Annotated in this window: 20 protein-coding genes; 10 read left to right on the top strand and 10 right to left on the bottom strand. The window is 46.0% G+C overall.

The annotated features are described in order from the left end of the window. Positions 1-11: 11 nt before the first annotated feature. Positions 12-1,265: a serine hydroxymethyltransferase gene (gene glyA / locus NAF29_RS12775; RefSeq protein ID WP_251261984.1), complete on the bottom strand. Its 1,254-nt coding sequence runs from the start codon at positions 1,263-1,265 to the stop codon at positions 12-14. Between the two features lie 255 nt (positions 1,266-1,520). Here glyA and ettA point away from each other — a divergent pair, with 255 nt between their 5' ends. The 4 genes from ettA to NAF29_RS12755 all read left to right on the top strand — a co-directional run bounded on the left by ettA (position 1,521) and on the right by NAF29_RS12755 (position 4,924). After that, the gene (gene ettA, locus NAF29_RS12770) at positions 1,521-3,188 is read left to right on the top strand and encodes an energy-dependent translational throttle protein EttA (RefSeq protein WP_251261982.1); all 1,668 of its coding nucleotides are present in this window, start codon (positions 1,521-1,523) and stop codon (positions 3,186-3,188) included. A 104-nt stretch (positions 3,189-3,292) separates the two neighbouring features. Further along, a complete protein-coding gene (locus NAF29_RS18430; protein WP_251261981.1) occupies positions 3,293-4,180 on the top strand; it encodes a VOC family protein in 888 nt (295 codons plus the stop codon). Then, positions 4,180-4,491: a hypothetical protein gene (locus NAF29_RS12760; protein ID WP_251261980.1), complete on the top strand. Its 312-nt coding sequence runs from the start codon at positions 4,180-4,182 to the stop codon at positions 4,489-4,491. The genes NAF29_RS18430 and NAF29_RS12760 overlap by 1 nt, the downstream gene beginning before the upstream one ends. Positions 4,492-4,561: 70 nt before the next feature. Continuing rightward, positions 4,562-4,924 (top strand): PilZ domain-containing protein, encoded by a 363-nt coding sequence (locus NAF29_RS12755; RefSeq protein ID WP_349665578.1) that lies wholly within the window; start codon positions 4,562-4,564, stop codon positions 4,922-4,924. A gap of 53 nt (positions 4,925-4,977) precedes the next feature. On the opposite strand, the gene radA is transcribed toward NAF29_RS12755, so the two are convergent. Then, complete coding sequence (radA, locus tag NAF29_RS12750) at positions 4,978-6,345, bottom strand: DNA repair protein RadA (RefSeq protein WP_251261978.1); 1,368 nt, start codon at positions 6,343-6,345, stop codon at positions 4,978-4,980. Positions 6,346-6,442: 97 nt separating this feature from the next. Between radA and NAF29_RS12745 the strand changes: the two genes are divergently transcribed. Then, positions 6,443-8,902: a PilZ domain-containing protein gene (locus NAF29_RS12745; RefSeq protein ID WP_251261977.1), complete on the top strand. Its 2,460-nt coding sequence runs from the start codon at positions 6,443-6,445 to the stop codon at positions 8,900-8,902. 5 nt (positions 8,903-8,907) lie between these two features. Here NAF29_RS12745 and serB read toward each other — a convergent pair whose 3' ends face one another. After that, positions 8,908-9,960 carry a phosphoserine phosphatase SerB gene (serB, locus tag NAF29_RS12740; protein ID WP_251261976.1) on the bottom strand — a complete coding sequence of 351 codons (1,053 nt, stop codon included), beginning with the start codon at positions 9,958-9,960 and terminating at the stop codon, positions 8,908-8,910. Positions 9,961-10,046: 86 nt separating this feature from the next. Here serB and NAF29_RS12735 point away from each other — a divergent pair, with 86 nt between their 5' ends. Beyond that, positions 10,047-10,697, top strand: a complete 651-nt coding sequence (locus tag NAF29_RS12735) for an AhpA/YtjB family protein (RefSeq protein ID WP_251261975.1) — start codon at positions 10,047-10,049, stop codon at positions 10,695-10,697. A 1-nt stretch (position 10,698) separates the two neighbouring features. Here NAF29_RS12735 and NAF29_RS12730 read toward each other — a convergent pair whose 3' ends face one another. Then, a complete protein-coding gene (locus NAF29_RS12730; RefSeq protein ID WP_251261974.1) occupies positions 10,699-11,193 on the bottom strand; it encodes a GNAT family N-acetyltransferase in 495 nt (164 codons plus the stop codon). A 236-nt stretch (positions 11,194-11,429) separates the two neighbouring features. Between NAF29_RS12730 and NAF29_RS12725 the strand changes: the two genes are divergently transcribed. Beyond that, the gene (locus NAF29_RS12725) at positions 11,430-12,647 is read left to right on the top strand and encodes a putative glycoside hydrolase family 15 protein (protein ID WP_251261972.1); all 1,218 of its coding nucleotides are present in this window, start codon (positions 11,430-11,432) and stop codon (positions 12,645-12,647) included. Positions 12,648-13,568: 921 nt separating this feature from the next. Continuing rightward, on the top strand, positions 13,569-13,739 hold the full coding sequence (locus NAF29_RS12720) for a hypothetical protein (protein WP_251261971.1): 171 nt from the start codon (positions 13,569-13,571) through the stop codon (positions 13,737-13,739). A gap of 649 nt (positions 13,740-14,388) precedes the next feature. On the opposite strand, the gene NAF29_RS12715 is transcribed toward NAF29_RS12720, so the two are convergent. Next, the gene (locus tag NAF29_RS12715) at positions 14,389-14,856 is read right to left on the bottom strand and encodes a hypothetical protein (protein ID WP_251261969.1); all 468 of its coding nucleotides are present in this window, start codon (positions 14,854-14,856) and stop codon (positions 14,389-14,391) included. 172 nt (positions 14,857-15,028) lie between these two features. Then, entirely contained in the window at positions 15,029-15,805 is a 777-nt protein-coding gene (locus tag NAF29_RS12710) for a hypothetical protein (protein ID WP_251261968.1), read from the bottom strand. Between the two features lie 1,139 nt (positions 15,806-16,944). Between NAF29_RS12710 and tcdA the strand changes: the two genes are divergently transcribed. Beyond that, positions 16,945-17,763, top strand: coding sequence for a tRNA cyclic N6-threonylcarbamoyladenosine(37) synthase TcdA (gene tcdA, locus NAF29_RS12705; protein WP_251261967.1), 819 nt, complete (start codon positions 16,945-16,947; stop codon positions 17,761-17,763). On the opposite strand, the gene NAF29_RS12700 is transcribed toward tcdA, so the two are convergent. Together NAF29_RS12700 and NAF29_RS12695 are read right to left on the bottom strand one after the other, a co-directional pair. Continuing rightward, a complete protein-coding gene (locus tag NAF29_RS12700; RefSeq protein WP_251261966.1) occupies positions 17,737-19,368 on the bottom strand; it encodes a SufS family cysteine desulfurase in 1,632 nt (543 codons plus the stop codon). The two genes, tcdA and NAF29_RS12700, sit on opposite strands and share 27 nt — an antisense overlap. A gap of 140 nt (positions 19,369-19,508) precedes the next feature. Then, positions 19,509-20,012: a lactoylglutathione lyase family protein gene (locus NAF29_RS12695; RefSeq protein ID WP_251261965.1), complete on the bottom strand. Its 504-nt coding sequence runs from the start codon at positions 20,010-20,012 to the stop codon at positions 19,509-19,511. 195 nt (positions 20,013-20,207) lie between these two features. On the opposite strand from NAF29_RS12695, the gene NAF29_RS12690 reads away from it, so the two are divergent. Beyond that, positions 20,208-21,095 (top strand): LysR family transcriptional regulator, encoded by an 888-nt coding sequence (locus NAF29_RS12690; RefSeq protein WP_251261964.1) that lies wholly within the window; start codon positions 20,208-20,210, stop codon positions 21,093-21,095. 87 nt (positions 21,096-21,182) lie between these two features. Here NAF29_RS12690 and NAF29_RS12685 read toward each other — a convergent pair whose 3' ends face one another. Both NAF29_RS12685 and NAF29_RS12680 read right to left on the bottom strand, forming a co-directional pair. Then, positions 21,183-23,543: a DNA polymerase II gene (locus tag NAF29_RS12685; protein WP_251261963.1), complete on the bottom strand. Its 2,361-nt coding sequence runs from the start codon at positions 23,541-23,543 to the stop codon at positions 21,183-21,185. A gap of 147 nt (positions 23,544-23,690) precedes the next feature. Then, the gene (locus NAF29_RS12680) at positions 23,691-25,244 is read right to left on the bottom strand and encodes a hypothetical protein (RefSeq protein WP_251261962.1); all 1,554 of its coding nucleotides are present in this window, start codon (positions 25,242-25,244) and stop codon (positions 23,691-23,693) included. Between the last annotated feature and the right edge of the window lie 161 nt (positions 25,245-25,405).

Raw genomic sequence — 25,405 nt, 5'->3', positions numbered from 1 at the left:
GGCCTTTATCATTAAGCGTAAACCGGGAGTTTAGCGCAAATCTCCACAACTTTGTTGCGAACTTCGGCTTCTACCGCTTCATCTTCAATGTTGTCTAATACGTCACACATCCAACCCGCCAGTAAGCGAGATTCATCAGCTTTAAAGCCACGACGTGTAATTGCTGGCGTACCAATACGCAAACCACTGGTTACAAACGGTGAACGCGGGTCGTTTGGAACCGAGTTTTTGTTCACTGTTATGTTGGCGCGCCCCAATGCTGCATCCGCGTCTTTACCTGTCATATTCTTAGAAATCAGGTCAACCAAGAATAGATGGTTGTCTGTACCACCAGAAACGATGTCGTACCCGCGCTCCATGAAAACACTCGCCATCGCTTTTGCATTTTCCAATACTTGTGCTTGGTAAGTTTTGAATTCAGGTTGTAACGCTTCTTTAAATGCCACTGCTTTTGCTGCAATCACATGACACAAAGGACCACCTTGACCACCAGGGAATACTGCGCTGTTTAATTTCTTGTAAATGTCTTCATCTTTCGCTGCAGACAAAATCAAACCGCCGCGAGGGCCAGCCAATGTTTTGTGAGTTGTTGTTGTTACAACGTGAGCGTGCGGCAGTGGATTTGGATACAAACCAGCAGCAATCAAACCTGCAACGTGTGCCATATCAACAAATAGGTAGGCGCCCACTTTGTCTGCGATTTCACGGAATTTAGACCAGTCTAAAATGCCTGAATATGCTGAGAAACCAGCGATAATCATTTTAGGCTTGTGCTCAACAGCCAACGCTTCGATTTCGTTGTAGTCAATCACACCGTTTTCGTCGATGCCGTACTGAACCGCATCGTATAATTTGCCAGAGAAGCTCACGTGTGAGCCATGAGTTAAGTGACCACCATGTGCCAAGCTCATGCCCAATACTTTATCGCCACCTTGCAACAATGCTTGGAATACCGCAGAGTTTGCTTGTGAACCAGAATGTGGTTGCACGTTCGCGTAGTCAGCACCGAATAATTGCTTAGCGCGGTCGATAGCCAGTTGCTCAGACACGTCCACGTATTCACAACCACCATAGTAACGCTTGCCCGGATAACCTTCGGCATACTTGTTGGTGAGTTGGGAGCCCTGTGCTTCTAGTACGCGTGGGCTACAATAGTTTTCAGAAGCAATCAGCTCAATGTGGTCTTCTTGACGCTTCACTTCCTGCTGCATGGATTCCCACAACTCAGGATCAAAATCAGCAATGTTCATATTGCGCTCTAACATGGTCTCTCCCAATTCAATATCAGCCTTAGCTCAATCTGTGGCTAAAGCTCCAACGGATTCTATAATTTAGGGCGCACATTCTACCCTCAAGACGCCCTTTTTGCCTACCTTTTGTTCATCATTTCGCGGCAATATTTAGGAATATACTAAGTCCCAAATAATGCATTGGAACTTAACCTGACCTCAGCGACCAAAAACATCTCAATTTGCGCTACAATCAGCGCCAAATTCCGACTTAAGAACGAAACTGATCCTATGTCCCAATTTGTCTATACCATGAATCGCGTGGGGAAAATTGTTCCACCAAAGCGCGAGATTCTTAAAAACATCTCATTGAGCTTTTTCCCTGGCGCCAAAATTGGCGTACTCGGCCTCAATGGTGCGGGTAAGTCAACATTACTACGCATTATGGCCGGCGTGGATCAAGATTATGAGGGCGAAGCACGCCCTATGGCCGACATCAAAGTGGGCTACCTACCGCAAGAACCTAAGTTAAATGAAGAACAAACGGTGCGCGAGGCCGTTGAAGAAGCCCTCGGTGACGTAAAAAAAGCTATGGCGCGGCTCGATGAAGTGTATGCCGAATATGCCGAAGAAGGTGCAGATTTTGATGCCCTTGCCCGCGAACAAGGCGAGCTTGAAGCCATTATCAATGCCCAAGAGGGGCACAATATCGAAAACCAACTTGAACGTGCCGCCGATGCATTGCGCCTCCCTGAATGGGATGCAGTGATCAAAAATCTATCGGGTGGTGAGCGCCGTCGCGTGGCAATCTGTCGATTACTGCTTGAAAAGCCAGACATGCTGCTACTCGACGAACCCACCAACCACTTAGACGCCGAATCTGTCGGTTGGCTTGAGCGCTTTCTGGTTGATTATTCGGGCACTGTTGTGGCCATTACCCATGACCGCTACTTCCTCGACAATGCAGCCGGTTGGATCTTAGAACTTGACCGCGGCCACGGGATTCCGTGGGAAGGCAATTATTCGAGCTGGTTAGAGCAAAAAGATGCTCGCCTCAAAGAAGAAGCCTCTCAAGAAAAAGCGCGCCAAAAAACGATTGAAAAGGAACTCGAATGGGTGCGTTCTAACCCGAAAGGTCGACAAGCAAAAAGCAAAGCACGTATGGCGCGTTTTGAAGAGCTACAAAGCGGCGATCACCAAGCCCGTAACGAAACCAATGAATTATTCATTCCACCGGGCCCACGTTTGGGTGATAAGGTCATCGACGTTGAAAATCTGAGCAAAAGCTTTGGTGATCGCGTACTCATTGAGAATTTGTCATTCTCAGTTCCCAAAGGTGCCATTGTTGGCATTATCGGCCCCAACGGTGCCGGTAAATCAACATTATTTAAAATGCTCAGCGGCGCAGAACAACCCGACAGTGGCTCAGTCTCTGTGGGCGAAACAGTGCAAATGGCATCTGTCGAGCAGTTTCGTGACAGCATGGTCGACAGCAATACTGTTTACCAAGAGATCTCCGAGGGTGAAGAAATTCTTCGCATTGGCAGTTTTGAAATTAACTCGCGCGCTTATGTGTCACGTTTTAATTTTAAAGGTAGTGATCAACAAAAACGCATTGGTGACTTGTCTGGAGGTGAGCGCAACCGCGTTCACTTAGCCAAACTGCTCAAAGCTGGCGGCAACCTGCTACTGCTGGATGAGCCCACCAATGACTTGGATGTTGAAACTCTTCGAGCACTCGAAGAAGCCTTGTTAGAATTCCCAGGCTGCGCCATGGTGATCTCGCATGACCGTTGGTTCCTCGACCGTATTGCAACGCATATTCTTGATTACCGTGACGAGGGGCAAGTGAATTTCTATGAGGGTAACTACACCGAATATGAAGCATGGCTAACCGAAACCCTCGGTAAAGATGCAGCAGCACCGCACCGCTTGAAATACAAACGAATTCACAAGTAACTCGTTAACTATCAACAAAAGGAGGTATTAAGCCTCCTTTTTTATTTTACAAAACCATGATTTAGCACCACGCTTACTGCAGTGATAAAACTGGAGTCAATCGTGTGAAATTAAGGATCGTGTGCGGAGCATTATTGCTCTTGGTGCAAAGCCTCGCCAATGCATCGCAAGTTCAATTCCCCCCCATTACTGATGAACGGGCCAATTTGCCGGGCAAGTTTATTTGGTATGACATTTTCACAGCCACCCCGCAATCATCATTAAAGTTTTATCAAGCTGTGTTCGGCTGGCAAGCCATTGCGGTTGAAGCTGGGAATATCAAATACTACACATTTTATAATGGTGACCACCCTGTTGCAGGTCTAGTACAACGCGACTCAGTGTTACAAAGCACGAGCAAGGCTTTGTGGCTTCCGAGTATTAGCGCAGCCAGTACACAAAAAGCAGAGAAAATGATTACGGCTTCTGGCGGTAAAGTTTTAATGGAGTCACGCGATCTGTTAGGGCGCGGCGAAGCGCTTATCGCACGTGACCCAAGTGGCGCTCTGTTTGCCACATTGCAAACAAATGGCAAGGATCCAGAAGATTTTCAGGCTGAAGCGGGCGATTGGATTTGGCAGCAGCTTTATAGCCACCAACCCACCAAAGCCACGGCCTTCTATCAAACTCTGTTTAACTACAATACGTTTGAGCACACCTTGCAGAATAAGGAAGGCGTTGAACATTACATTCTTGCCAGTCAATCTCATGCCCGCGGAGCCATTCGCGCAATGCCAGAAGCATTTAGCCAAACGGCGAAATCTCAGTGGGTGCCGTTTGTACAAGTTGAAAGCGTGGCGCAGACACTCGATATTGCGATCGAAAATGGTGCCACCATCGTCATGGCGCCAGACAGTGACGTACTCGACGGTCAGCTCGCTGTATTAAGCGACCCCAATGGTGCTGTGATTGGTGTAATGACGTGGGAATACACCCCACAGGAGGCCAAGTAATGAAATACTTTTTGATGTTCATCATATTGGTCAGCGGTACTTCATTGGTAAGCTGTTCGAGCTCAGACAATGTCAGCACAAGTGTTGGCGTGTCGGCTTATTATGGCAGTGGTTGGTATGACCCTTGGTATTACAACAACTGGAACCGAGGGCCAACAATTGTAGTACCGCCACCAAGGCCGGACCGCCCGGGAACTCGTCCTCCCAAACCCGTTCAGCCCATTGCGCCTCCGCATAATGTTAAACCAATGCCAAGGCCTCGCCCTATGCCGTCGTTGCCTTCTAGACCACGCCCCTCTCGAATGAGGTAGGTCAAATTTGGAGTCGCACGCGATCAGGCTTATACTGAAATGTAGAAATACGAATGACAAATAAGGTTCAATGATGGAAGAACGTCGCCAGTTTTCAAGGATAGTATTAGATTGGCCTGTGGAAATAATTCAGCATGGAGAACGCTGGCCTTCAACTTTAATCGACTTATCGTTTAAAGGCGTTTTGCTTAATTGCGAGCGCATTGAACTGGAGCCCAACGCCACCATCAGAATTCATTTGCACATCCCACAGTCTCAGCTTGATTTAGAGTTCAAAGCTCATTTGCTGCGACAAAATGGTTCAGTATTAGCATTCGTGATTGACGCCTTAGACATAGAAAGCATGAGTGAGCTTCGCCGCGTTATTGAATTAAACTTGGGCGATGAAGGCGCACTTCACCGAGAAATGGAGCAATTGCTTGCCGTTCGGTAATGTTTTTCAGAATTGAAAAAAGCCCGATGTTGCATGCGCAACATCGGGCTTTTTTATATTGCGTCCAAGGCTTCATTCAGAGATTTAACAGGCACAATCTCAATGCCTTTGATGGCCTCTTTCGGTGCGTTTGCAGCCGGAACAATAGCGCGCTTAAAACCGTGTTTGGCAGCCTCTTGAATGCGTTCTTGACCATTGGCCACAGGGCGAATCTCTCCAGACAACCCCACCTCACCAAAAACGACCCAATCGTGCGGCAAGACTTGATTCTTAAAGCTCGAAACGAGCGCCAGCAACAATGCTAAATCGGCGCCTGTTTCAGCAACTCGCACACCACCCACAACATTCACAAACACATCCTGATCAGACATTTGCAAACCACCATGCCGATGCATTACTGCCAGCAGCATGGCCAATCGGTTTTGCTCCAGCCCCACAGCTACACGTCGAGGGTTGGACAATTGGGTGTAATCGGCCAGCGCTTGAATTTCAACTAACAAGGGCCGTGTGCCTTCCCAAACAACCATCACAATACTGCCTGGTGCTTGCTCTTCAGCTTGCGATAAGAAAATAGCGGAAGGATTCGACACTTCTTTCAAGCCCTGCCCAGTCATGGCAAAGACACCGAGCTCATTCACAGGGCCAAAACGGTTCTTGTTACCACGGAGGGTTCGAAAGCGACTATCAGAAGAGCCATCAACCATAACAGCACAGTCTATGCAGTGTTCCAAAACCTTCGGCCCCGCAAGCGAGCCGTCTTTGGTCACATGGCCTACCATGATAATGGCAGTGCCGGTTTGCTTTGCATATCGCGTTAAGAATGCAGCGGACTCTCGAACTTGCGATACGCTACCAGGCGCAGACTGAATATCGTCTAAATGCATCACTTGTATTGAATCAATCACAATGATGTCGGGTTTCTCTTGCTCCGCCAACTGACAGATGGACTCAACATTGGTTTCTGCCAGCATTCTGAGTTTATCAACGGGCAAGTTCAGTCGTTGAGCCCGCATCGCCACTTGCTGAAGCGACTCTTCGCCTGTGATGTAAAGCGCTTTGCGCGCTTGGGCTAATTGGCACATCACCTGGAGTAATAACGTACTTTTACCTGCGCCTGGGTTACCGCCAATCAGAATGGCTGAACCCGGCACGATTCCGCCACCGAGCACTCGATCAAGCTCACTAAAACCACTGCTAAAACGAGGCAACTGTTGCAAGTCGATTTCATTCAAGGTTTGCACTTTGGCCTGTGTTGCTCCCGTATACCCTTGGCGATTTGCCACCGGATTGCGGGTCGGAGCACTGCTTAAGCGAACTTCCGATATAGTGTTCCACTCTTGACACGAACTGCACTGCCCCTGCCAACGTGGAAAGTCTGAACCACATTCAGTGCAGACAAATGATGTTTTAGATTTTGCCATAATTGTGAAGATCCCAATACTTTGGTGGCATACTACGTGCTTAGATAAAATGTCTGCAACTTGTTATTGACGCTTTTGGTATATCGGTCGCTTCATCATGGATATAGAAACTTACCGCCCTTTAATTGAACAATTAAAGCCCTTGGTCAAAGATCCGGAATTCGGAGAGCTTTTAGCGCGCTTCGTTCGAACCGAGCCAAACCAAGCACAGTTCTTTATCAAAATGGAGCTAAAACGCCTAGCAGAGCCTTGCATTAGGGTCATCGACTGCCGCCCTAGAGCCGGTGAAAACGCCAAATCGGTCACAGTCGCAGGAATAACCCATTATTTAGACAGCCATACTCAAGTTGCGTTTGAGCGCGAAATGAAAGTGTTCGGGCGCTACACCATGGGTGTCTATGAAACCGTCATAGCGGTTGAAAAATCACTCCGTGCAGCGAATAAAGCAGCGCCAACCAAAGCGAACAATGTTAATGCCGAAGACTTGAACCCCGATGTGGCCGCATCGATGTACAATGTGCCACTGCTCAAACTAGGCTCTCATGTTCAGCGCCGCGCAGAACGCTTAATACTATCCGCTAAAGTCAATGCGGTATTGCCTGGCGACCGTCGCATAGACGCATATATTTCAGACTTTTCCATTCAAGGCATTAAGCTTCGCCTGCCCGCACATATTCACTTAATTGAAAAAGCCATCGTTCATATCGATCTCAGTTTTATGAGATTTGGTGACGACTTAACTCCCGACAACTGGCAAGGCCGCTACCGTCTGATTGGAGTTCACAAGCAAAATGCACTGCACAAGTGGGTTCGTTTACAACGCGTAGACAATGATAAAATGCTCACTGAACGCATCGAACGTTATTTTGAGGCTAATCGAGCACGACTCACTATAGACACAGATTCAGCGGTTGAATCAGTTCAATCTCGCGGCTTTGAAGATGCTTATTTTAGGCAAGTGACCGGAATCCCCATTCTAATTGGCCTCACCGAGCAAGGTCTGAAACCTATTCGCACACTTCGTAGCCAAGCCAATCAAGAACTGTTTGACTACTGGCGAGGACTCAATGGGCGCTTGCATATTGGCAGTATGCTCACCACGGCGCGTATTCGAGAATTGTCTGCGGCTATGAAAAAGGGCCAAACGACCTTGCTTTATAGCTTCTCTCATTTGGCCAATGGGCAACTTAATTATTATGTTGCGTCACACCAAGAGCTCGAAGAAAAAGGCCTGAAAGAACTGTTCTTTCAAACGGGCAGTCAGCGTGACAGTTGGCGTGTAATGTCTGCAACCATTCATGCTCTTTCTCAACAAGATGCAACTCGGCCGCTCGCATTGCCCGAAGAAATGAAGCAGAAGATCAACACACAGCAGCTCGACCGCGAATCACGGGCCAAACTTGCTCCCCTCAAAGGCGTGGTGATGTTATTCGACATCACAAGTCGAATGGGCGCGAACTGCTATCGCACCTTGTATCGTTCTGAACTGAACGATGCAAACCAGTTAGCTCAATTCCAATTGAAAATGACAGGCAACCCAATTCAAGAAGAGTCATTTGAATTTCGCCATCAACGGAGCGAACCACGCTACATGTATCGAACCGACGTGACCGCTCGTATGACGGAACGCGCAGCAAGTGGCAGTACCATTAATCTTTCAGGAAAAGGCTTACAAATTCAGCTTAAAAAATCGCTCCCTGTGGCCGAAGGCGATTTGATTATGATTTCGGTACCCAAACTCCAAAATTTAGATAAAAGTGCAAAACTGACTGATGTGCCCTATCGAGTCGTGGCCATGAATCAATCTCAAACTCTGATCAGTTTACGGGTTAACAATGACACCGTTCACCCAACGGTTGTGCCGTTCATGAAGAACTTATTAAAGCTTAATGCCGATAAGCTCAAGAAAACGACGGAGCAAGCGTCACTGCCCGATTATGTGAGTGCATTGCGAAACATGCTGGTGCCCATATTGCCCCACCCTGCGCTCTTTGTGAGCCGAATTGAAAACAAGGTCCAAGTATCTCATGTGGCCACCAGCAATGACGACAACGGTATTGTCAGTTTCTTAGAGCAACTTCACCAGCAAACTAAAAACCCTCAAGGTCGTTTTGTAAACCTCACCATCATTGAGCGAGGGCCGCAATTCAATCAAATGATATTGCGACCACTGAGAGTGCTGCAAGAAGGCGGAATAGGCTGTTTTGCTGAGTGCTTAATTGCGGCTCAACGCGGTGCCAATAACAAAATTACAGAAGTGGAATGCATGTACTTGCAAGACACCTCTGACCCTATTGAGGCACAAGCATTTATTGAAGCCGCTAAGAAAAAATCAGACTTCTTTGCCGTTCGAATCAATGTCTCAAGATATGGAAATCCAAATTTCACGTCCATTAACAAAGAGCTGCATTACATTAGTGATTATGCTTCTCATAAAGCACAGCAACTCGAAAAGCAGCTATTTTCGATTATGGGAATTGGCGAAATTGTGGATATTACAGAGGAAATGATGGTGCGACTTTGTATCAACAATACAGCCGCACCTGAACCAGTTTAAGCCGACTATGGCGCCGATGCGATAATGTAATACACACCTTCTAAGCCATTATATTTAATGGCCGTGGTGGCTTGAACAGCAACCACTTCCTTGGCATGAAAAGCCACCCCCAATCCTGAAGCCGCCATCATCACAAGGTCATTCGCGCCATCGCCTGCGGCCACGGTGCGAGCATGAGGAATACTATGTTGGTCGGCAATCTCTAACAACACATCTGCTTTTTTCTGAGCATCAACAATGCCACCTTTAACTTGCCCCGTGAGCTTGCCATCAATAATTTCGAGCTCGTTGGCGTACGCGGCATCTAAGCCCAATTGGTCTTTCAGATAGTCAGCAAAGTAAGTAAAGCCGCCAGAAGCAATGGCAACTTTCCATTGTGCAGCTTGAAGGGCTTTTACCAATTCAGGTAAGCCTTGCGACATAGGCAACGTATTGCGAACAGACGCAATAATGCCTTCATCAGCATCTTTGAGCGTGGCAACACGGGCTCGCAAACTTTCGGCAAAGTCGAGCTTGCCTTGCATGGCTAATTCCGTCACTTCAGACACTTGCTCGCCCACACCTGCAAGTTTGGCAATTTCGTCAATGCACTCAATTTGAATGGCGGTTGAGTCCATGTCCATCAATAATACGCCCGGCGCTTGAGTCGATATATCATCGCCTTCAAGTAAATTAACTTCCCACTTGTGATCGGCGGCCAGAGCCTGAAGCGCAGTCAAATCATGTGGCGCTTCAGCTAAGCCCAAAACCACAGCGCCAATTGCTTTTTGCGCTAACAAGTCGTCTATGATGTGAGTGCGAACCACCTCAACATTCAAAGACGTAATGCAATCAGACACGTCATCAAGGCTCAAGTCGCCTTGAACCACCACACGGCAACTCTCTTTAGGCAATACAACAACTTGCTTTGGTGCCAACGTTTGTTGAGTTATCGCACTCAATGAATCGTTTGTAATTGATTGAATTGCCGTAATTTTCTGAGACTTCACAAGCTCAAGTAAGAATTCAGAACTCGAACGTTCTGCCGCTGAAATAGCGATACTGATACGATGTGTCAAAGCACAACTCCAAATCGATGTTTTATTCAATGGCGCTATAGTAGTAGTCTTAGGGGTAGGACGTAAACCTTAGGATGTTCGAGCACGTGCCACAAAGTACGATTAGCCTATCACCCAGACGCCGTAGTCGCTTCTTTCAATTACTGATTGCGTTGGCGTTAATTCTTGCTGTATTGCATATCATGCAAGGCTCCAAGGTGATGGAAAAGCAGTTGCTTGAATCGCAAACTCAAACGGTCACTCGGTCTTTAGTGGAGCAAACAGCCAATGCTGCGTCTTTGCTGTTGCAGGATCAAGATGAAGAGTCATTGAACCTCATGGCCACCACCTTAACTCATCACCCTGCCATTCAAGATGTGGCCATTTACGACATTAACGGCTATTTAGTATCAACCAGTGACGACTACATGCCACTCAAAGACCGCCTCAAGCAACTCATTCATGACGACCCTGCGGTGCGGCTCACCCCTCGCGTGTCTTATGTGTACTCCCAAGGCGAAGCCATTGGTTACTTGCAGTTTTCGGTGCTGTACTTAGAGATGATGGCCGACTCCACTCAAATTCGTAGAGTGATTGACGAGCGCTCTCGGTTATCGCTTTTGATGGCGGCCATTGCCGGATTTCTTTTGTCGGGGAGCGTACGCCGAGGCATTCGAGCAGCAAGCCGAACACGACGCCATCAACTTGCTAGCCCAAACGATGGGTCTACCACCAAAGCAGACGACACCCCTTCTTAAATCACTCAACCTCTGTTTTATAAAGGGTCATGCCACGCGACTGATAGTTTTTTAATGCGTAGGGATGATCCAAACTACACGTATGAACCCACACCCGAGTGGCTTGCCAAGCCCAAGCTTGCTGCAACGCTTGCGTGAGTAAAAAGCCCCCCAAGCCTTTGTCGGTGTATGCGTTAGCCAATCCAAAATACACAATTTCGACAGAGCCGTCGGTGTGCTTTTCCAGCTCAAAGTAGCCAGCCGGAGTACCATGCCAAGTCAGCATGAACAACTTCAACTCATCACGGTGCGCATAATCGCGCCATTGTGATTCACGCCACGATAATTTGTCGTGCCATTGCCAAGATTCACCCACGTATTGATAGAAAAACCGATTAATCGCAAAATTCTTATCCGCACATTCCGTCAGTACCGCCTGACTTGATGAGCTTTCCTTGCCGCACACTTGGTCGGCTGAAAGCATTTCTAAATAAAAAATGGTGACGGGTTCTGTCATGGTCAAGATCATCATTCTGCTGAGTATTTATGTGCTGCACATTACCCCCACTAGAGCCCAAACTCAATATATTAATAGCCGCAAAACATCACTCAAAATAGCAGTGGAAGAGCTTAACAACGTAGCTAATTAGCGCACCAAGCCATGCCGATGTTGCAACAAATAGGTCATAGTCCTGACTCAATATACTCACGGCCTTAAATGGGTGGGCTACATTCATTGCCTCGGAGCAACACATGATCAATTCACATTATTTTCGCAGCATCACATTGACCGCAGCCGCCCTTATGATTGGCTGTAGCGGAACTGATGTTGACGTAAAGCCGCAAGCACAGTCTCACCTCAGTGATATTTCTGAGCGAGTGGCGCAACGAACCTTTCCATCGGCATTTATGGCGTGGAACCCAGTTGACATGGCCGAGCAATACCCTCTAGACACATTAGATCAGCGAATTGCCGCCGCCGCAAAGCACGATTTATTGTGGGAAGAGCCCATTAGCCAACTCAGCTTTGATACCCCGTTAGTGCTTGGTCTTGAGTGGCAACAACAACACGCAGGGCTGGCCACATCATTTAACCCAGCGTCATTGCATAAGGCATTAGAGAACCGAAAAAAGTTACTCACACTGAATCCCAACTTAGTCATGTTGATGGAAATCCGTTGGCGCGACGCTCCAAATAGTTACCTACCCGAAGATAGCCCATTCTGGCTACTAAACGAAGATGGCACCCGCGTACAAGGCTGGAAGTACGGCCCAGAGCCCTACTACATGTTGAACTACCATCATCCAGAATTTCTAAAACGGATTGGCGACATGTCGCGATTGGCAGTTGAGTCAGGCGTGTATGACGGCATCATGCTTGATTGGAGCGGTGAAATTAATGTTGTGAAAGCTGTGCGCCATGCAATTGGCGATAAGGCATTGATCAACGTAAATATTCACGACGACATTGAAGATGGTGAGTTGTTTGCCGAATACATTAACGGCGCATTCATGGAATGTAATCCGAGTAAGCTTTGCAGTTGGAGCGGCATTGAAAAAGCACTCGACTTCTTTGAGTCTCAATTCCGCTCGCCACACATTAATGGTTTGGAAGTATGGGGTGAAAGAAAGGACCTAGCGCGTATGAGAGCCACCACAACATTGGCGCTGACCTCCAGCAATGGGTATGTGCTATACGGAGACGTAAACCCACTGCCAACACCCGACCATTTACATGATTGGTATTCATTTTGGGATGCCGACTTAGGAAAGCCCACGCACGATCGGAAGGTACTAGAAAACGGCTTGTTTCAACGCGTATTTAGCCGCGGCACCGTGATTCATAACCCGAAAGGAAACCCGGAATCAACCGTGAACTTCAACACGCCTCACTTGAGAGTATCCGATCAGAGCCGCGGCACTGAATTTAAAATCGGTTCGCTAGATGGCGATATTTTCTTAGCGCTGTAAATGTACAGAGTAGGCCACAAAGATCGACCCCGGCACAAAGGCCGGGGTCTTTTTAGTGCGTTACGCAAGTTCCCTTTGTAAATTACATGAGTCACTTGAGCAAAACGCGAGTACGCCTTCCATGACGCTGGAGACAAGTCTCCTACTTCCTTTTCTAACATCATCCTGATATTAGCGTTCTTCCCTGTGCTTCCTTGCAACCTATCCTTAGGTCAATTTCCTTAATGTAGCTTCCTGCCACCTCCACTAATCTACTCCCCTCAACGGCCTTTCCAATATGGGGATAAAAAATTAACCTTAAGAAATACCGAAAAACCTGAATAAATTTAAAATTAACCGATATTCAACAACTAGTTAACTTATTCATGTGGGCTTTATAAAGGGAACAGAATGTATTATTCCTACGACAGAGTAGGAAATGTCGCACACAAAAGCTGGCGCAAAAAGCAATGAGAGGTTTGAACAATGGATTTGAGCTAGAGCTCTGGGCTGACAGGAGTTGAACAAAAGCTATTGCGGCCCTAACCTTCACCCGAAGACCACAACGACTTGTTATGCAGCAACCCTTCAACAATTCATTTGTTGTGGATAACCAACCAAGCCAACTTTTCAGCATCACGCCCAACAAAAAGCCAGAACAATCTCTTTCCAAAGGAAGCAATGCAGTGCGCGACACTCAAATTCCTAGTGGTTTGTGGAGGGTCATCACCGCAAATAGTGAAGACTGCAACACCCCGATTATAGAATGAATAGGTCGATCAAATCATCACATCGTAAACCTCTCTTGCATTCCTCTGCCAATGTCTGCGCCAATTCAGATCACATTTATGCATATCAAATGTATATACACTTGATATACACAAAGCAAATGCTATCTTCTCTTACTGCGATTGACAGTATCGGCCCAAAAGGGGTGGTTGAATGCAAAAGAAGCATAAAAAGAAAAACAGTCAGCTTTTAATTCGTATTAATGACGAAGAGAAAGCCCGATTTGTGGATCTGTGTGAAGAGTTGGATACCAGCGCTGCTCGAGAAGTTCGTCGCTTTATTCGTCGTTTTCTAGAAGAGCACGAGTCTAAAGAGACTTCATGACTCTTCCTGAATCAAAGTAAAAACCATTTTTAAACAAGAGAAATAACCATGGCTAAAAAAGTGAAAGCAATTAAAAAAGAACTCAAAGCTCGCCAAGCAAAAGTTGCGAAGCAAGAGAAAAAAATTAAGAAGCTGAAAAAAGCCCTTAAAAACAAGTAAGCGCACCCACTGGTGACGGATATACCCGTGTTCCCCCAGGAGGCTTGCTATAGCCCCTTGAGGTAACACGGGTATAGAATGGTTTTTAATGAGAGCCCCATACTTATGTGGTTGCCTTTTGTTCCATGATCTAGATTCAATAGGTCACACAATTAAGAGCGATCATCATGCCTAAAGCACGTAAATCCCAGATCAACCCTGCTGACACGCCTTACAACCTTAGTTACCCGCGCTTCTCCCCCCGATCTCCGACTGCATACTCAATGGCATACTGAACTGGGTTGCAGTAGCTTAGGCGCTATTGCCGTTAAACACAGACGAGTTTTGTGTTTAATTCAACGAGAAAGAGAAGTGAGAAAACGATGGCGGGACGACCCCATCAGCAACGCAGCCATCCGCTGGGCTATAGGCCATTACATCAAGCAAATTCACCAACGGAAATGCCTGAGTGATGAGGGGATCCCCCAGTGCCTCAACTAGAGGCGCGGATCTATTGCGTCCCAGTAGCCAAAGGCTGTGAACTACATTGACTTGTTAACTGGCTAACTTTGGGCGCTGATGCTAGTAAATAACAGCAACCCAAAACAATCAAAAATGTAATTAGAAGATCACCAACATCACGGACACCTGGCCAATAACTAACATCATATTCTTCTGCTTTACTAGACTCGCGAGCAACAATTTCCAAGTTGTTTCTATACTTAGAATACAGTGCTCGATCCTTCTTTATTGAGAAGGAAACAGGAAATATCCATAAGGCGAAAAGCAAAGATACAGCTATGGATATAATCCATATTTCTCTTGGGGAAGGAAAATACTCACCAAAAAGTAACGACGTTATTGCACCAATGGCAGCCCAGAAGGAAACCACTAGCTTCCATTTGATTTCCCTACCCTTTAAAAATTTCTCCACATGGGTTTTAAAGAGGTCGATATTTATCTGCGTTTCATCATTCATCGATAGTTTCCTTTCCAGTTAACGCCCCAAACTAGTGAATCCCCAAACAATATACTTGGAGATCAAAAGGTAGACGCGCACCTCCCATTTGATCTAATTTATTTCGCCAAAAAACAGAGCAAATCGGCGCTTTTTGGCCCCTCTGGCTTTGTTAGCCTTTGGGTTTTTTAGCCTATTTCTTAACTATAAACTTTACCACCAATGATTTAGCTCTGACGAAAAGGGAGTATAGGTCCGCCCTAATTTTATTCCATTGAACGAATATCTTGTACAAATAATATGTAGTAAGAAATAGATATACACTTGATACTAAAAAATACTCCATCTGTCGATCTCCGTCACTACCAGAGAGTAATGCCCAAAATGTTTTTATAAACTCTTCAAGGAACTTCGAAGTTTGCTGCATATCTGATAATGGTATAGAAAGAAGAACACCAAGGCCAACAATCGAAAACCATCCAGAAAAGCTCCACCTAGGAAGAAAGATACTGTTTATTTTTGGCAATAAAAAATCGAAGAGAGTAATTAATAGAGGTATAGAAAAAGCAATAACGGCAATAATTGCGAATGCAAGCTCTTCATCCAAGCTCGCTTCAGCATTAGGCATGATTTCTAATGCGACAATAGATATGAGAGCGACACCGATAATTCTTAGATGCCTTATTAGGTTTACTTGGAGTATTTCCATGCTGTCCTTCTGGTTTTCAAAAGGCGTATCGTCGCCAATCATCTTTGTGATACTTACACAAAAAGAAATAAGCCAGAAAACCAACATTATACCTATTATAAAATATGCTATTGGCGCCAAAAATATAGCTGGACCATCGCCAAACTCACCTACATATCTCCACTTTGATTCGCTAAGCATAGAAAATGTGAATAAATAAAGTATGAATACAACAGTCCCACAAAGTAAAGATATTTTGTTTGTATGGCTTTCGGTACGCATGAATTCTTCCTTTGAATTTATAGTTGTTGAGTTAGAGCTGTAAGTGTGAGGTTAAAAATTTTTTGATATATTTTTCAGCGAAGTAGAACTAAAGCCAACAGTTAGCAGTCCCGCTTAAGTTACTTGTTGGGTGTATCGTTCGCTGAACTAAATAAACGTGCAAAGCTGAGCGAAACTCTTTTACTCATCGTATCCTAAGTGCCAGCGTTTGGTATATTAACTCGATACAAAATATAAGTAACATTCAAACAATAGCTTATTAAAGAACGCACACCTCCCAATGTTATGCTTTATATTACATCGTCAGTCCATTCTAAATGCGCTATTTGTTTGTTCCTCAGAAGCTTTAGCTGTTCAATAGAAAGCTTGTGTTCTTTTTTGGCATTTTGCCTAAACTCAGAGGCTGAAAGATAAAGCCGAGGACTGTTTGAGCAACGCGAGTTCCGCAGGCGCTTATTGGTCATGCTTGAAGTGGTAGGGCCTTAAACGAAGAAACCCCAGCCTTGCGGCTGGGGTTGTATTACTTTTTCGCAATAATCCGATTTGCAGTGTCGATCCCTCACACATTCCTTTGCGAGTACATCCTTGCACAATCCTAAGCTCATCCGGAGCAATCCTAACTTCCATTTAAAGTATCTTCCAGATACCATCGATGTCCTATGCTTCCTTTCTAGTTCTCTCGAACCTCATTCCTTGAATCAGCTCCCTGCCGACACCCACTAATCTACGCTTCTCAGGCGCTAAAACAATTGGCCGATTTTAAAATAAACTCTCGACATTTAATTGCAACATTCCAGACACAACATTAAAACAATTAATATCAATCACTTAATAAAAATGAGATTATTTTATCAGCAACTAATCATCGAAAGGTCGTACACGCTTGTGAGACATATCTCACAAAACATGCGGTCATTGATGGGTAGTTTCCTGCAACACCCCCTCTGAAATAGCTCAAAAGCCACCGTCAGCAGCACAAAAAGACATACTCAAAACGAGAAAAGCTCAAATTCGGTTCATTGTTAACCACTTCCGTTGTCCATATATATTGAATATAAAACAAACGATTTTTCAGAGAAGTTGGGGTCAGAGTCTCGCTTGCGTATAATGGCGCCCCTCTGAGATGAAGGTGAATGCACATGCTGGATGAACAAACTCTACAACGCTTTGGTGGCATTGGTCGCTTGTATGGGCAACAAACCCTTGAATGGCTGACTCAGAGCCATGTTTGCGTGATCGGCATTGGCGGTGTAGGAAGTTGGTCTGCCGAAGCGCTTGCGCGCAGTGCAATTGGACAAATCACTTTGATTGATATGGACGATATTTGCATCACCAATACTAACCGTCAGCTGCACGCAATCGATTCGACGCAAGGGATGATCAAAGTTGACGCCATGTGCGATCGTATTTTGTCGATCAATCCCAATTGTTTGGTCAATCCGGTTTCAGACTTCATCAGTAAAGAAAACTTAGGCGAACTGATTCATGATGGCTTTGACTTGGTGATTGACGCCATTGACAGTGTGCAGTCCAAGGCGGCACTCATTGCGCATTGCAAACGCCGAAAAATTCCATTGATTGTGGCCGGTGGCGCAGGCGGTCAAACCGATCCAAGGCAGATCACCAGTGGTGATTTAGCCAAAACAACCCACGATCCACTGCTGTCCAAAATTAGAAACATCTTGCGTCGCGAATATAACTTCAGCAAAAACACCAAGCGTAAATTTGGCGTTGAATGTATTTATTCCACCGAGCAATTAGTATACCCGCAACCCGACGGTTCGGTATGTGAAGCAAAATCAGTTCAAGACGGCAACGTCAGGCTAGACTGCTCTAGCGGGTTTGGGGCCGCAACCATGGTAACTGCGAGTTTCGGGCTTATGGCGAGTGCGCGCGGCATCGACAAAATCATTGCGAAACGAAAGCGTGAGTTAAACAGCACCAACGGCTGCGTGTAACTGTTGCATCACCGCGCGCATGCCTTGATTTCGAGTGGTGGACAACTGCCCTACAATACCGATGTTGGTTAACCACTGTGCGCCGTCAAATGAGGCCTGCTGCTTTGAATTCAATGTATTAAAATGCAGCGCTAATACGTGCAAAACGCCCCGAATCACATTGGCTTCACTTTCGACTTTGCAACATAACTTGTGGTGCTGATCGTCTAATTCCAACATCAACCACGTGCTGCTTTCGCAGCCATTAATCCAATATTGCTGTTCTTTATTCGCTTGAAGCTCAGGCGGTAAGGCACGCCCTAATTCAATCAGAAGCTTTAAGGTGTGTTGCCACCCCTTTGCCTCACCAAGCGCCCATAGTGCTGATTTTTCGTTCCAATGCTGCTCAATGGTATTTGGCAGTGCTTCAGCCGTGTGCGCAAACTCTAATGCTGCGATTAATTGATCAACATCTTGTTCGGTTGAATAGCACGCAAGAGACGCACGTAATGTGGCGTCAACCCCGAGCGCATCGAGCAACGGATGCGCACAATGCTTACCCACGCGCACTGCCACGCCAGATTGGTCAAGGTATTGGGCAACGTCTTGCGCATGCATTGTGACACTCACAAACGACTGAACAGCCACTTGTTGTGCTGCGTTTCCTATTAATTGAATATACGGTAACTGGCTCAATTTAAAGCGTAAATAAGCCAATAAGTCAGATTCTTGCTGCCGCCAATCACTGGAAAGTTGAGTCATAAATTCAGTGGCTTTGGCCAGCCCAATGGCTCCTGCGATATTAGGCGTTCCTGCTTCAAGCCGATAAGGCAGCGGTGCCCATGTGGCTTCCTGATAGCTGACCGTTTCAACCATTTCCCCGCCAGTTTGCCACGGTTCAAATTGCTCAAGCATGCACGGCTTGGCCAGCAACCCACCAATCCCTGTAGGCCCATACATTTTGTGACCCGAGAATACGTAAAAATCAGCACCCAGTGCCGGTACATCGATGGCTAAGTGGGCCGCTGCTTGCGCGCCATCCACCAACACTATCGCGCCAACCGCTTTTGCTTGACTAATCATAGTGTGAAGCGGGTTTACAGTGCCCAATGCATTCGACACATGGCTTATCGCCACCAGTTTAGGTTTATGTTGAAGTAACTCTTGATAGGCATTGAGATCTAATTCGCCAGAGTCTTGAACGGGAATAATATCTAAGTGCGCGCCAGTGGCTTTGCAGACTTGCTGCCAAGGGACAAGATTGGCGTGATGTTCCAAACCACTGACTAACATTCTGTCGTGCGCGCATATATGCCCAAGCGCCCAGCTATGTGCCACCAAATTAATTGATTCGGTGCAACCTTTGGTCCACACCAATTCATTGGCTGCCATGCCAAAAAAAGCGGCCACTTGCGCTCGGGCCGATTCAAATTTGTCGGTTGCGATAGCCGCTAATTGGTAGCCTGCCCGATGAACATTGGCGTTTTCGCGGCGATAGAATTGTTGAACTGCGGTGATCACCGACATCGGCTTCTGCGCCGTGGCTGCACTGTCTAAATAACACAATGGTTGACCATTGATGCGCTGTTGAAGTGCTGGGAATTGTTGTCTAACTCGGTTGTTCACTGCGGGCTCCTAGGCTGAGGAGCATAGTTTGAAGCAAGCAAAGATATTAGGCAATAAATGGTAACTTAGAATGGAGCCGTGTGCTCTCCAAAACAAAGGGGGCTTTGTCGCCCCCTCTCAATGATTCTTCAGTTGAACGCTTAGTTATATGCGCCACTTGAATAGTGCAGCTCATAGCTGTGACTGTAGATCTCTAAAATGTTACCAAACGGGTCTTCCATATAAATCATGCGATATGGCTTTTCGCCGGGATAATAATAACGCGGTGCTTTCATCCGTTTCTTACCACCAGCGGCAACGATTTTTTCCGCTAGTTCTTCCACATTTGGATCTTGTACACAGAAGTGGAACACCCCTGTTTTCCAGTATTCAAAGTTGTCTTCTGGGTTTTCTTGATTCTTGAATTGGAACAACTCAACACCAATTCGATCCCCCGTAGACATGTGTGCAATACGAAAACGTTCCCAACCTGCGCCAAATACGTCAGTGCACATTTCTCCAATGGCACTATCGTCTTCTAGCACCTCTGTGGGTTCCATAATTAAGTACCAGCCCAACACTTCTGTGTAGAACTTCACCGCTGCCTCTAAATCAGGGACAGAGATGCCGATGTGTGAAAACGTGCGAGGGTATGCAGTAGCCATGCTGTATTCCTTAGAGGTATCTCTTGTTTCGATGAGTGGATATTAGAGCGCTCACTGGATAATTTAAAATTATCAATTATTATTAAATAAATAATTTTTTGTTATTACGTAATTTTAAGCATCGATGATGCATTGGTTCAATCCTAGTTCATCCTTTAAGCCTGTGGCTTTTCTCAATGGCAAAAGTAAACCCAAATGCTCAACAACCTTTGGCTACAAACATTTCATACCTTGGTTCAAACGGGCCATTTCACCCGCACTGCCGAAAAGTTATTCATGACGCAACCCGGTGTGACACAACATATTCAAAAGCTCGAACAACAGATCGGCTGCGCTCTGATATTAAGGCAGGGACGGCAATTTGAACTGACCGCAGCGGGCGAAAAAATTTATGAATATGCACATGCCCATCGTCAAATTCAAAAGCAGTTATTAGAAGAGATCGAGGTGGATGATCCGCATCAAGGAGTTTGCCGGTTCTCATGCTCTGGTTCGCTAACGCTTATGCTGTACCCCAAGTTTTTAACTTACCAGCAGCAACACAAAGGTTTGAGTATTCAGGTGGAAGCGGCACCGAACAAAGCCATTATTGATACGTTGGTTGAGCGCAAGATTGATATGGGCATCGTCACTCAAGATGTGTATCACCCTGATATTCAGAGCAAGGCCATTGGCCGACAATCGTTGCAACTGGTGTTGCCCGCCAAATGGGCAACACAGCCAGTTGATGTTGCTGCTCTGAAACAGCTAGGGTTCATAGACCACCCCGATGGACAACACTATTCGGAGCAGGTACTTCAAGCCAATTTTAACGATGCCTTCAGCCACTTTAGCGACCTCAAGATCAACGGCTATATCAACCAAATCAATCAAATATTGGTGCCCGTTGCTATGGGATTGGGGTTTACCGTGCTGCCACAATCTGTGGTGGCCAACTTTGCGCAATCACATCTGCTATTCATTGCACCACTCAAGCAGCCGGTCGAAGAGCCGTTATATTTGATTCAGCGAGAATCAAGGCCTCTCCCGAGCCGCTTTGAATGGTTTCAACAATGCATCGAACAAAGTTTTAGTCCCGCCTGAGCCCGGGTGATCCCGGCCATGGCGGTTGAGACAACTCTAGGGCAACAATTGTTAAACGCTCGGATTCAAGACCCGTTCAACAATAGCTTAAAATAGTCCGAGTTGAGCGTTAGTGAGCTGATCAAAGCTCAGACCAATAAACGGTAAGATGCCATCAGCAATAGGTTTAATTTGGCGTTCTATATAGTGCTCATAATCAATGGCTGAATGTTGGTACTCGATAGGCTCTGGGCCATTGAGGGTAATCACGTAGGCAATAACGCCTTTTCGCTGATACCGAAGTGATTTACCCAGTTTTTCGTTTTGCTCATCAGCCAACCGTGCAGCGCGTACATGTGGTGGAATATTTTTAACGTAATGCTCAAGCCTTCGGCGCAGTCGCTTCTTGTACACAAGCATTTCATCTCGTTGCCCAGCGAGGGTTTCGGACACTGTTTGTTGAACAAAACTAGATGGATTTTGGCCATCAAATACCATTTGATATAACGCAGTTTGAAATTGTTTTGCCAATTCGGTCCAGTCTGTACGAACCGTTTCTAACCCCTTGAAAATCAACTGCTGAGACTCACCTTCTCCCACAATTCCAGCATAACGCTTTTTAGAACCCGCTTCAGAACCCCGAATCGTGGGCATTAAAAACCGCCTAAAGTGAGTCTCGTATTCAATCTCTAATTGAGACTCCAATTGCAATTCATCACTGATTTTTTGCTGCCAGTTATGATTGATATCCTTGGCTAAGGTACGTCCAATGGCATTAGCCTCAGGCACAGTGCATTCGTCTCCTAACCAAACAAATGTAGAGTCAGTGTCACCATAAATCACTTGGTATCCGGCCTGTTCTATCCAACGCGCAGTTTGCTGCATAATTTCATGACCTCTGAGGGTAATAGAGCTGGCAAGCCGAGGGTCGTAGAAGCGACAGCCGCCAGAGCCTAGAACACCGTAGAAGCTATTCATTAAAATCTTAATGGCTTGCGAGCGAGGGCCGTCATTCATGCGTTTCGCTTCGTCACGCTGCTGCCACAACTCGGTAATGATTTGAGGAAGAAAATGCTTGTCGCGATCAAAGTAGGCTTCTCGAAATCCGGGAATAGCTGACTCCGGATGTGCCAAGCCTTCCACCAGCCCTAGCGGATCAATTTTGAAGGTGCGGATAATGGATGGATAAAGTGATTTAAAGTCGAGCACCAAAACATTGCGGTAAAGCCCCGGACGGGAATCCATCACATACCCGCCAGGGCTGGCTAAGCCCCCGCCTTCGGGTAAGTTAGGAGCCACATAACCAGCGCGATGCAGTTGCGGTAAATAAACATTGGTAAAAGCCGCTACAGAGCCACCAACGCGGTCTAGCTCAAGCCCTGTGAGCTGGCTTCGCAACCTTAGAAAGTCGATCAACTGGGTCTTTTCAAAAATTTCGGTGACCAGACGACAATCCTCTATGTTGTATTCAGCCAGCGCGGGTTTGTCGTGCTCGAAATTATGGGTAATTTCGGCCATGCGATTATCAACATCGTCTGTCAACTTTTGCTTGCCTAGGAGTTGATGCGCCACAGAGTCGAGGGCAAAACTCTCAAAACTGTAGGTTGCCGATTTCAGCCCATCGATTCCGTCAAGCACGACGCGCCCCGGAATCGTGACAAACCCTTGGCCGCTGTCATTTCGAGATTGCCGATAGCTTGCGTAGCTCGACCCGCGTCCTAAGCGTAGGCGCATGTTGTAATGCTCGGCTCTGGCAATGAGCAAACGCATGTCAAAGTTAATGACATTCCAGCCGATGATGAAGTCAGGGTCGAGTTGAGTTATATGCCCTTCAAGTTGCTTCAATAGTGCGCGTTCGTCTCTTACCCAATCGACCAAAACGCCTGTGGGCTGCGGATCTCCAATCATCACCACAATTTCAAATTGACCATCCGTACCTTGAAGTCCTACCGAATAGAGCGCTCCGTGTTCTGAGCATTCTATGTCTAATGAAACCGCGCTAAAACGAGGCGTATAGTCCGCCGGTTTAAGTTTGACCTGGCTGTATTCGGTATAGCCACGGCGTTGCTTTTGATGACCAATAAATTCAATGCCGCCTTTGGCAAATCGCTCCATTAAAAAACGATCATGCAACCTGAAGTCGCTTTCAAGCACTTCTATGCCTTGTGCTTTAAGCACATCTTGGGCGCGGAAATGGTCATTTATTTTGTGAAAATACAAGGCTGTGATCGGCGATTGGTCAAAGCGCTTTAATGCAAGAGCGCGATATGAATATGGAACGCTGGCCCGTTCGAGCATGGGCTGAGCGCAGTCAAAGTCACATGAGGCGATGAAGAAAACCGGCTGCTCTCCCTCAATTACAAGTCGAGCTGGGCCTTGATCGGTCTTTACCCAATAGTAAATGGCTGTACCGTGGTGTTGATCATGACTCTGGCGAGAGAGCAAAAATCCAGTGTGAGGAACATTCAAAATAAGTGAGGCGTCAGCTGTTCTAAAACACTTATTCTAACGATTCGAAGACATTTATCACAGTAAAGCTGCTGCTTGCGTGTACTGGATGAGAATGGTGAGGGTGCACAGAAAAAAAGGGCCCAATTACAGGCCCGATTTGAATCGCTATTCGGTTTCGAGATTACTGATATCAATGTCATCTTGAACCGTAACACTTCCACCAGTGGTCCATCCCATCAACACTTCATTCCAATCACTGGTATCCCAGCCTAGTTGATCGCCACGCATAATTGCTTGTCGAATCATGATCACAGCCTTTGGACGATTTGTTCGATCAACTTTGAGTAAACCTCTGGCTTTCAAATACAACAATTCAGGGTTCATTTTTTCGACAATGGAGATACGATCTAGAGATGTCATAGCAACCTTTGGATCATGCAATGACTCATCTTCAGCAAGCAAGCGAAGATGTGCGCTTCGACGCAGAGCGAATACGTGCCCCTGCTTGGCAGCACGGTCGAGCCAGAATAAAGCTTTCTTTTCGTCGCGTTTCACCCAGGGGCTTTCAAGGAACATTTCACCCAACCTGTACTCAGCGTTTACGATGCCTTGTTTCGCGGCTTCGGTCATCCAGTAAATGGATTTCTGAATATTATTTTGTTCTCGATAAAGTTTGTCTGCATACACATATTGAGCGTTGGCGTAGCCTTTCTCGGAAGCCGACTGTAACTTGGCATCAATTTCACCTTCTTCTCGCCATAAGCCTTCGAAGTTCATCAGTGTGACCGCGTATTTATATTCGTCTTTTGCTTCTTCACTATCTTTCTTTGCCAAAATACCTTTAACACCTCGATAAACATAATCGTATTTATCCATCATATCTCTAAGGCTAATATCACTTTGAGCAATACCTAGTGCCCGTCTTTGGCGTGAATTAACGAGCTGACCATCAAACTCGGGAGAAGGGTATTTTGCTTCCTTAAATTTTCTCAGTGCTCGCTTGGTGTAACCAAACGATTGAACAACCTCTACATCCCTAACCGTTCCGTCCGGAGCAACTCGGTAGTCAACAATCAAAAAATAGGGCCGATTGAACGGGTTAACCACATCGTTTCGACTTTGAATGGAGCGGGTAATGTAGTCCACATCAAAGGAACTATCGTCTTCATCATCATCGAACGGGAACAGGTTCACTTCAATCATGTTGTCGGCCTCTGCGAAAACATCGTTGGTCAAGCCGTCTTCATCTTCCAAGCCAAATAACAGACCCTCTTCACTATTAATAAGGATGTTTTTTTCAAACTTTGATGGATACAGCTCTGGCATGTACATCTCTTGCACGGCCGCTTGACTAAAGTTTTTCGCCATCGAAGTCAGACGGCCTTTGAGTTCTGTTATTTGTTCAGGCGTTAACTCTTTGAGGATTGCGCGCGATAATTGCTCGGAGTCTTCATATGCTTGCTCTGTGGCTAAAAATAACCAAAGCACTGCTTCGACTTTGTTTTGCGTCGTACCTTGACCGCTATAGTGCATTAAACCTAACTGATAGAGCGCGCTAGCTTGGCCGACCTCAGCTAAATATTGGTAATGCTGGAATGCTGTGTCGTAATCCCTAAGTGCATAAGCCTTTTTAGCATCTTCAATGGATGCCGAAGCTGCGCTATGACTTAAACTCAAGCACAAAGCGACACTTAGACTCACGAATCCTTTGTAATTCACAGTTTTCTCCTTCAATACACGGTGTTTTTTATACGGCTCCTATTGTAATAAAAAGCATAATGGCTAAATTTAACACAAATTACAAATTAATCCTTACATATCAAAACCTTAATAAACATTAAAATTTAACGATAGATTTAAAATTGTTGTCTAAACTCATT

Source organism: Echinimonas agarilytica, assembly GCF_023703465.1.
Lineage (GTDB): Bacteria > Pseudomonadota > Gammaproteobacteria > Enterobacterales > Neiellaceae > Echinimonas > Echinimonas agarilytica.
This window is presented reverse-complemented; position numbering and strand designations above follow the sequence as displayed.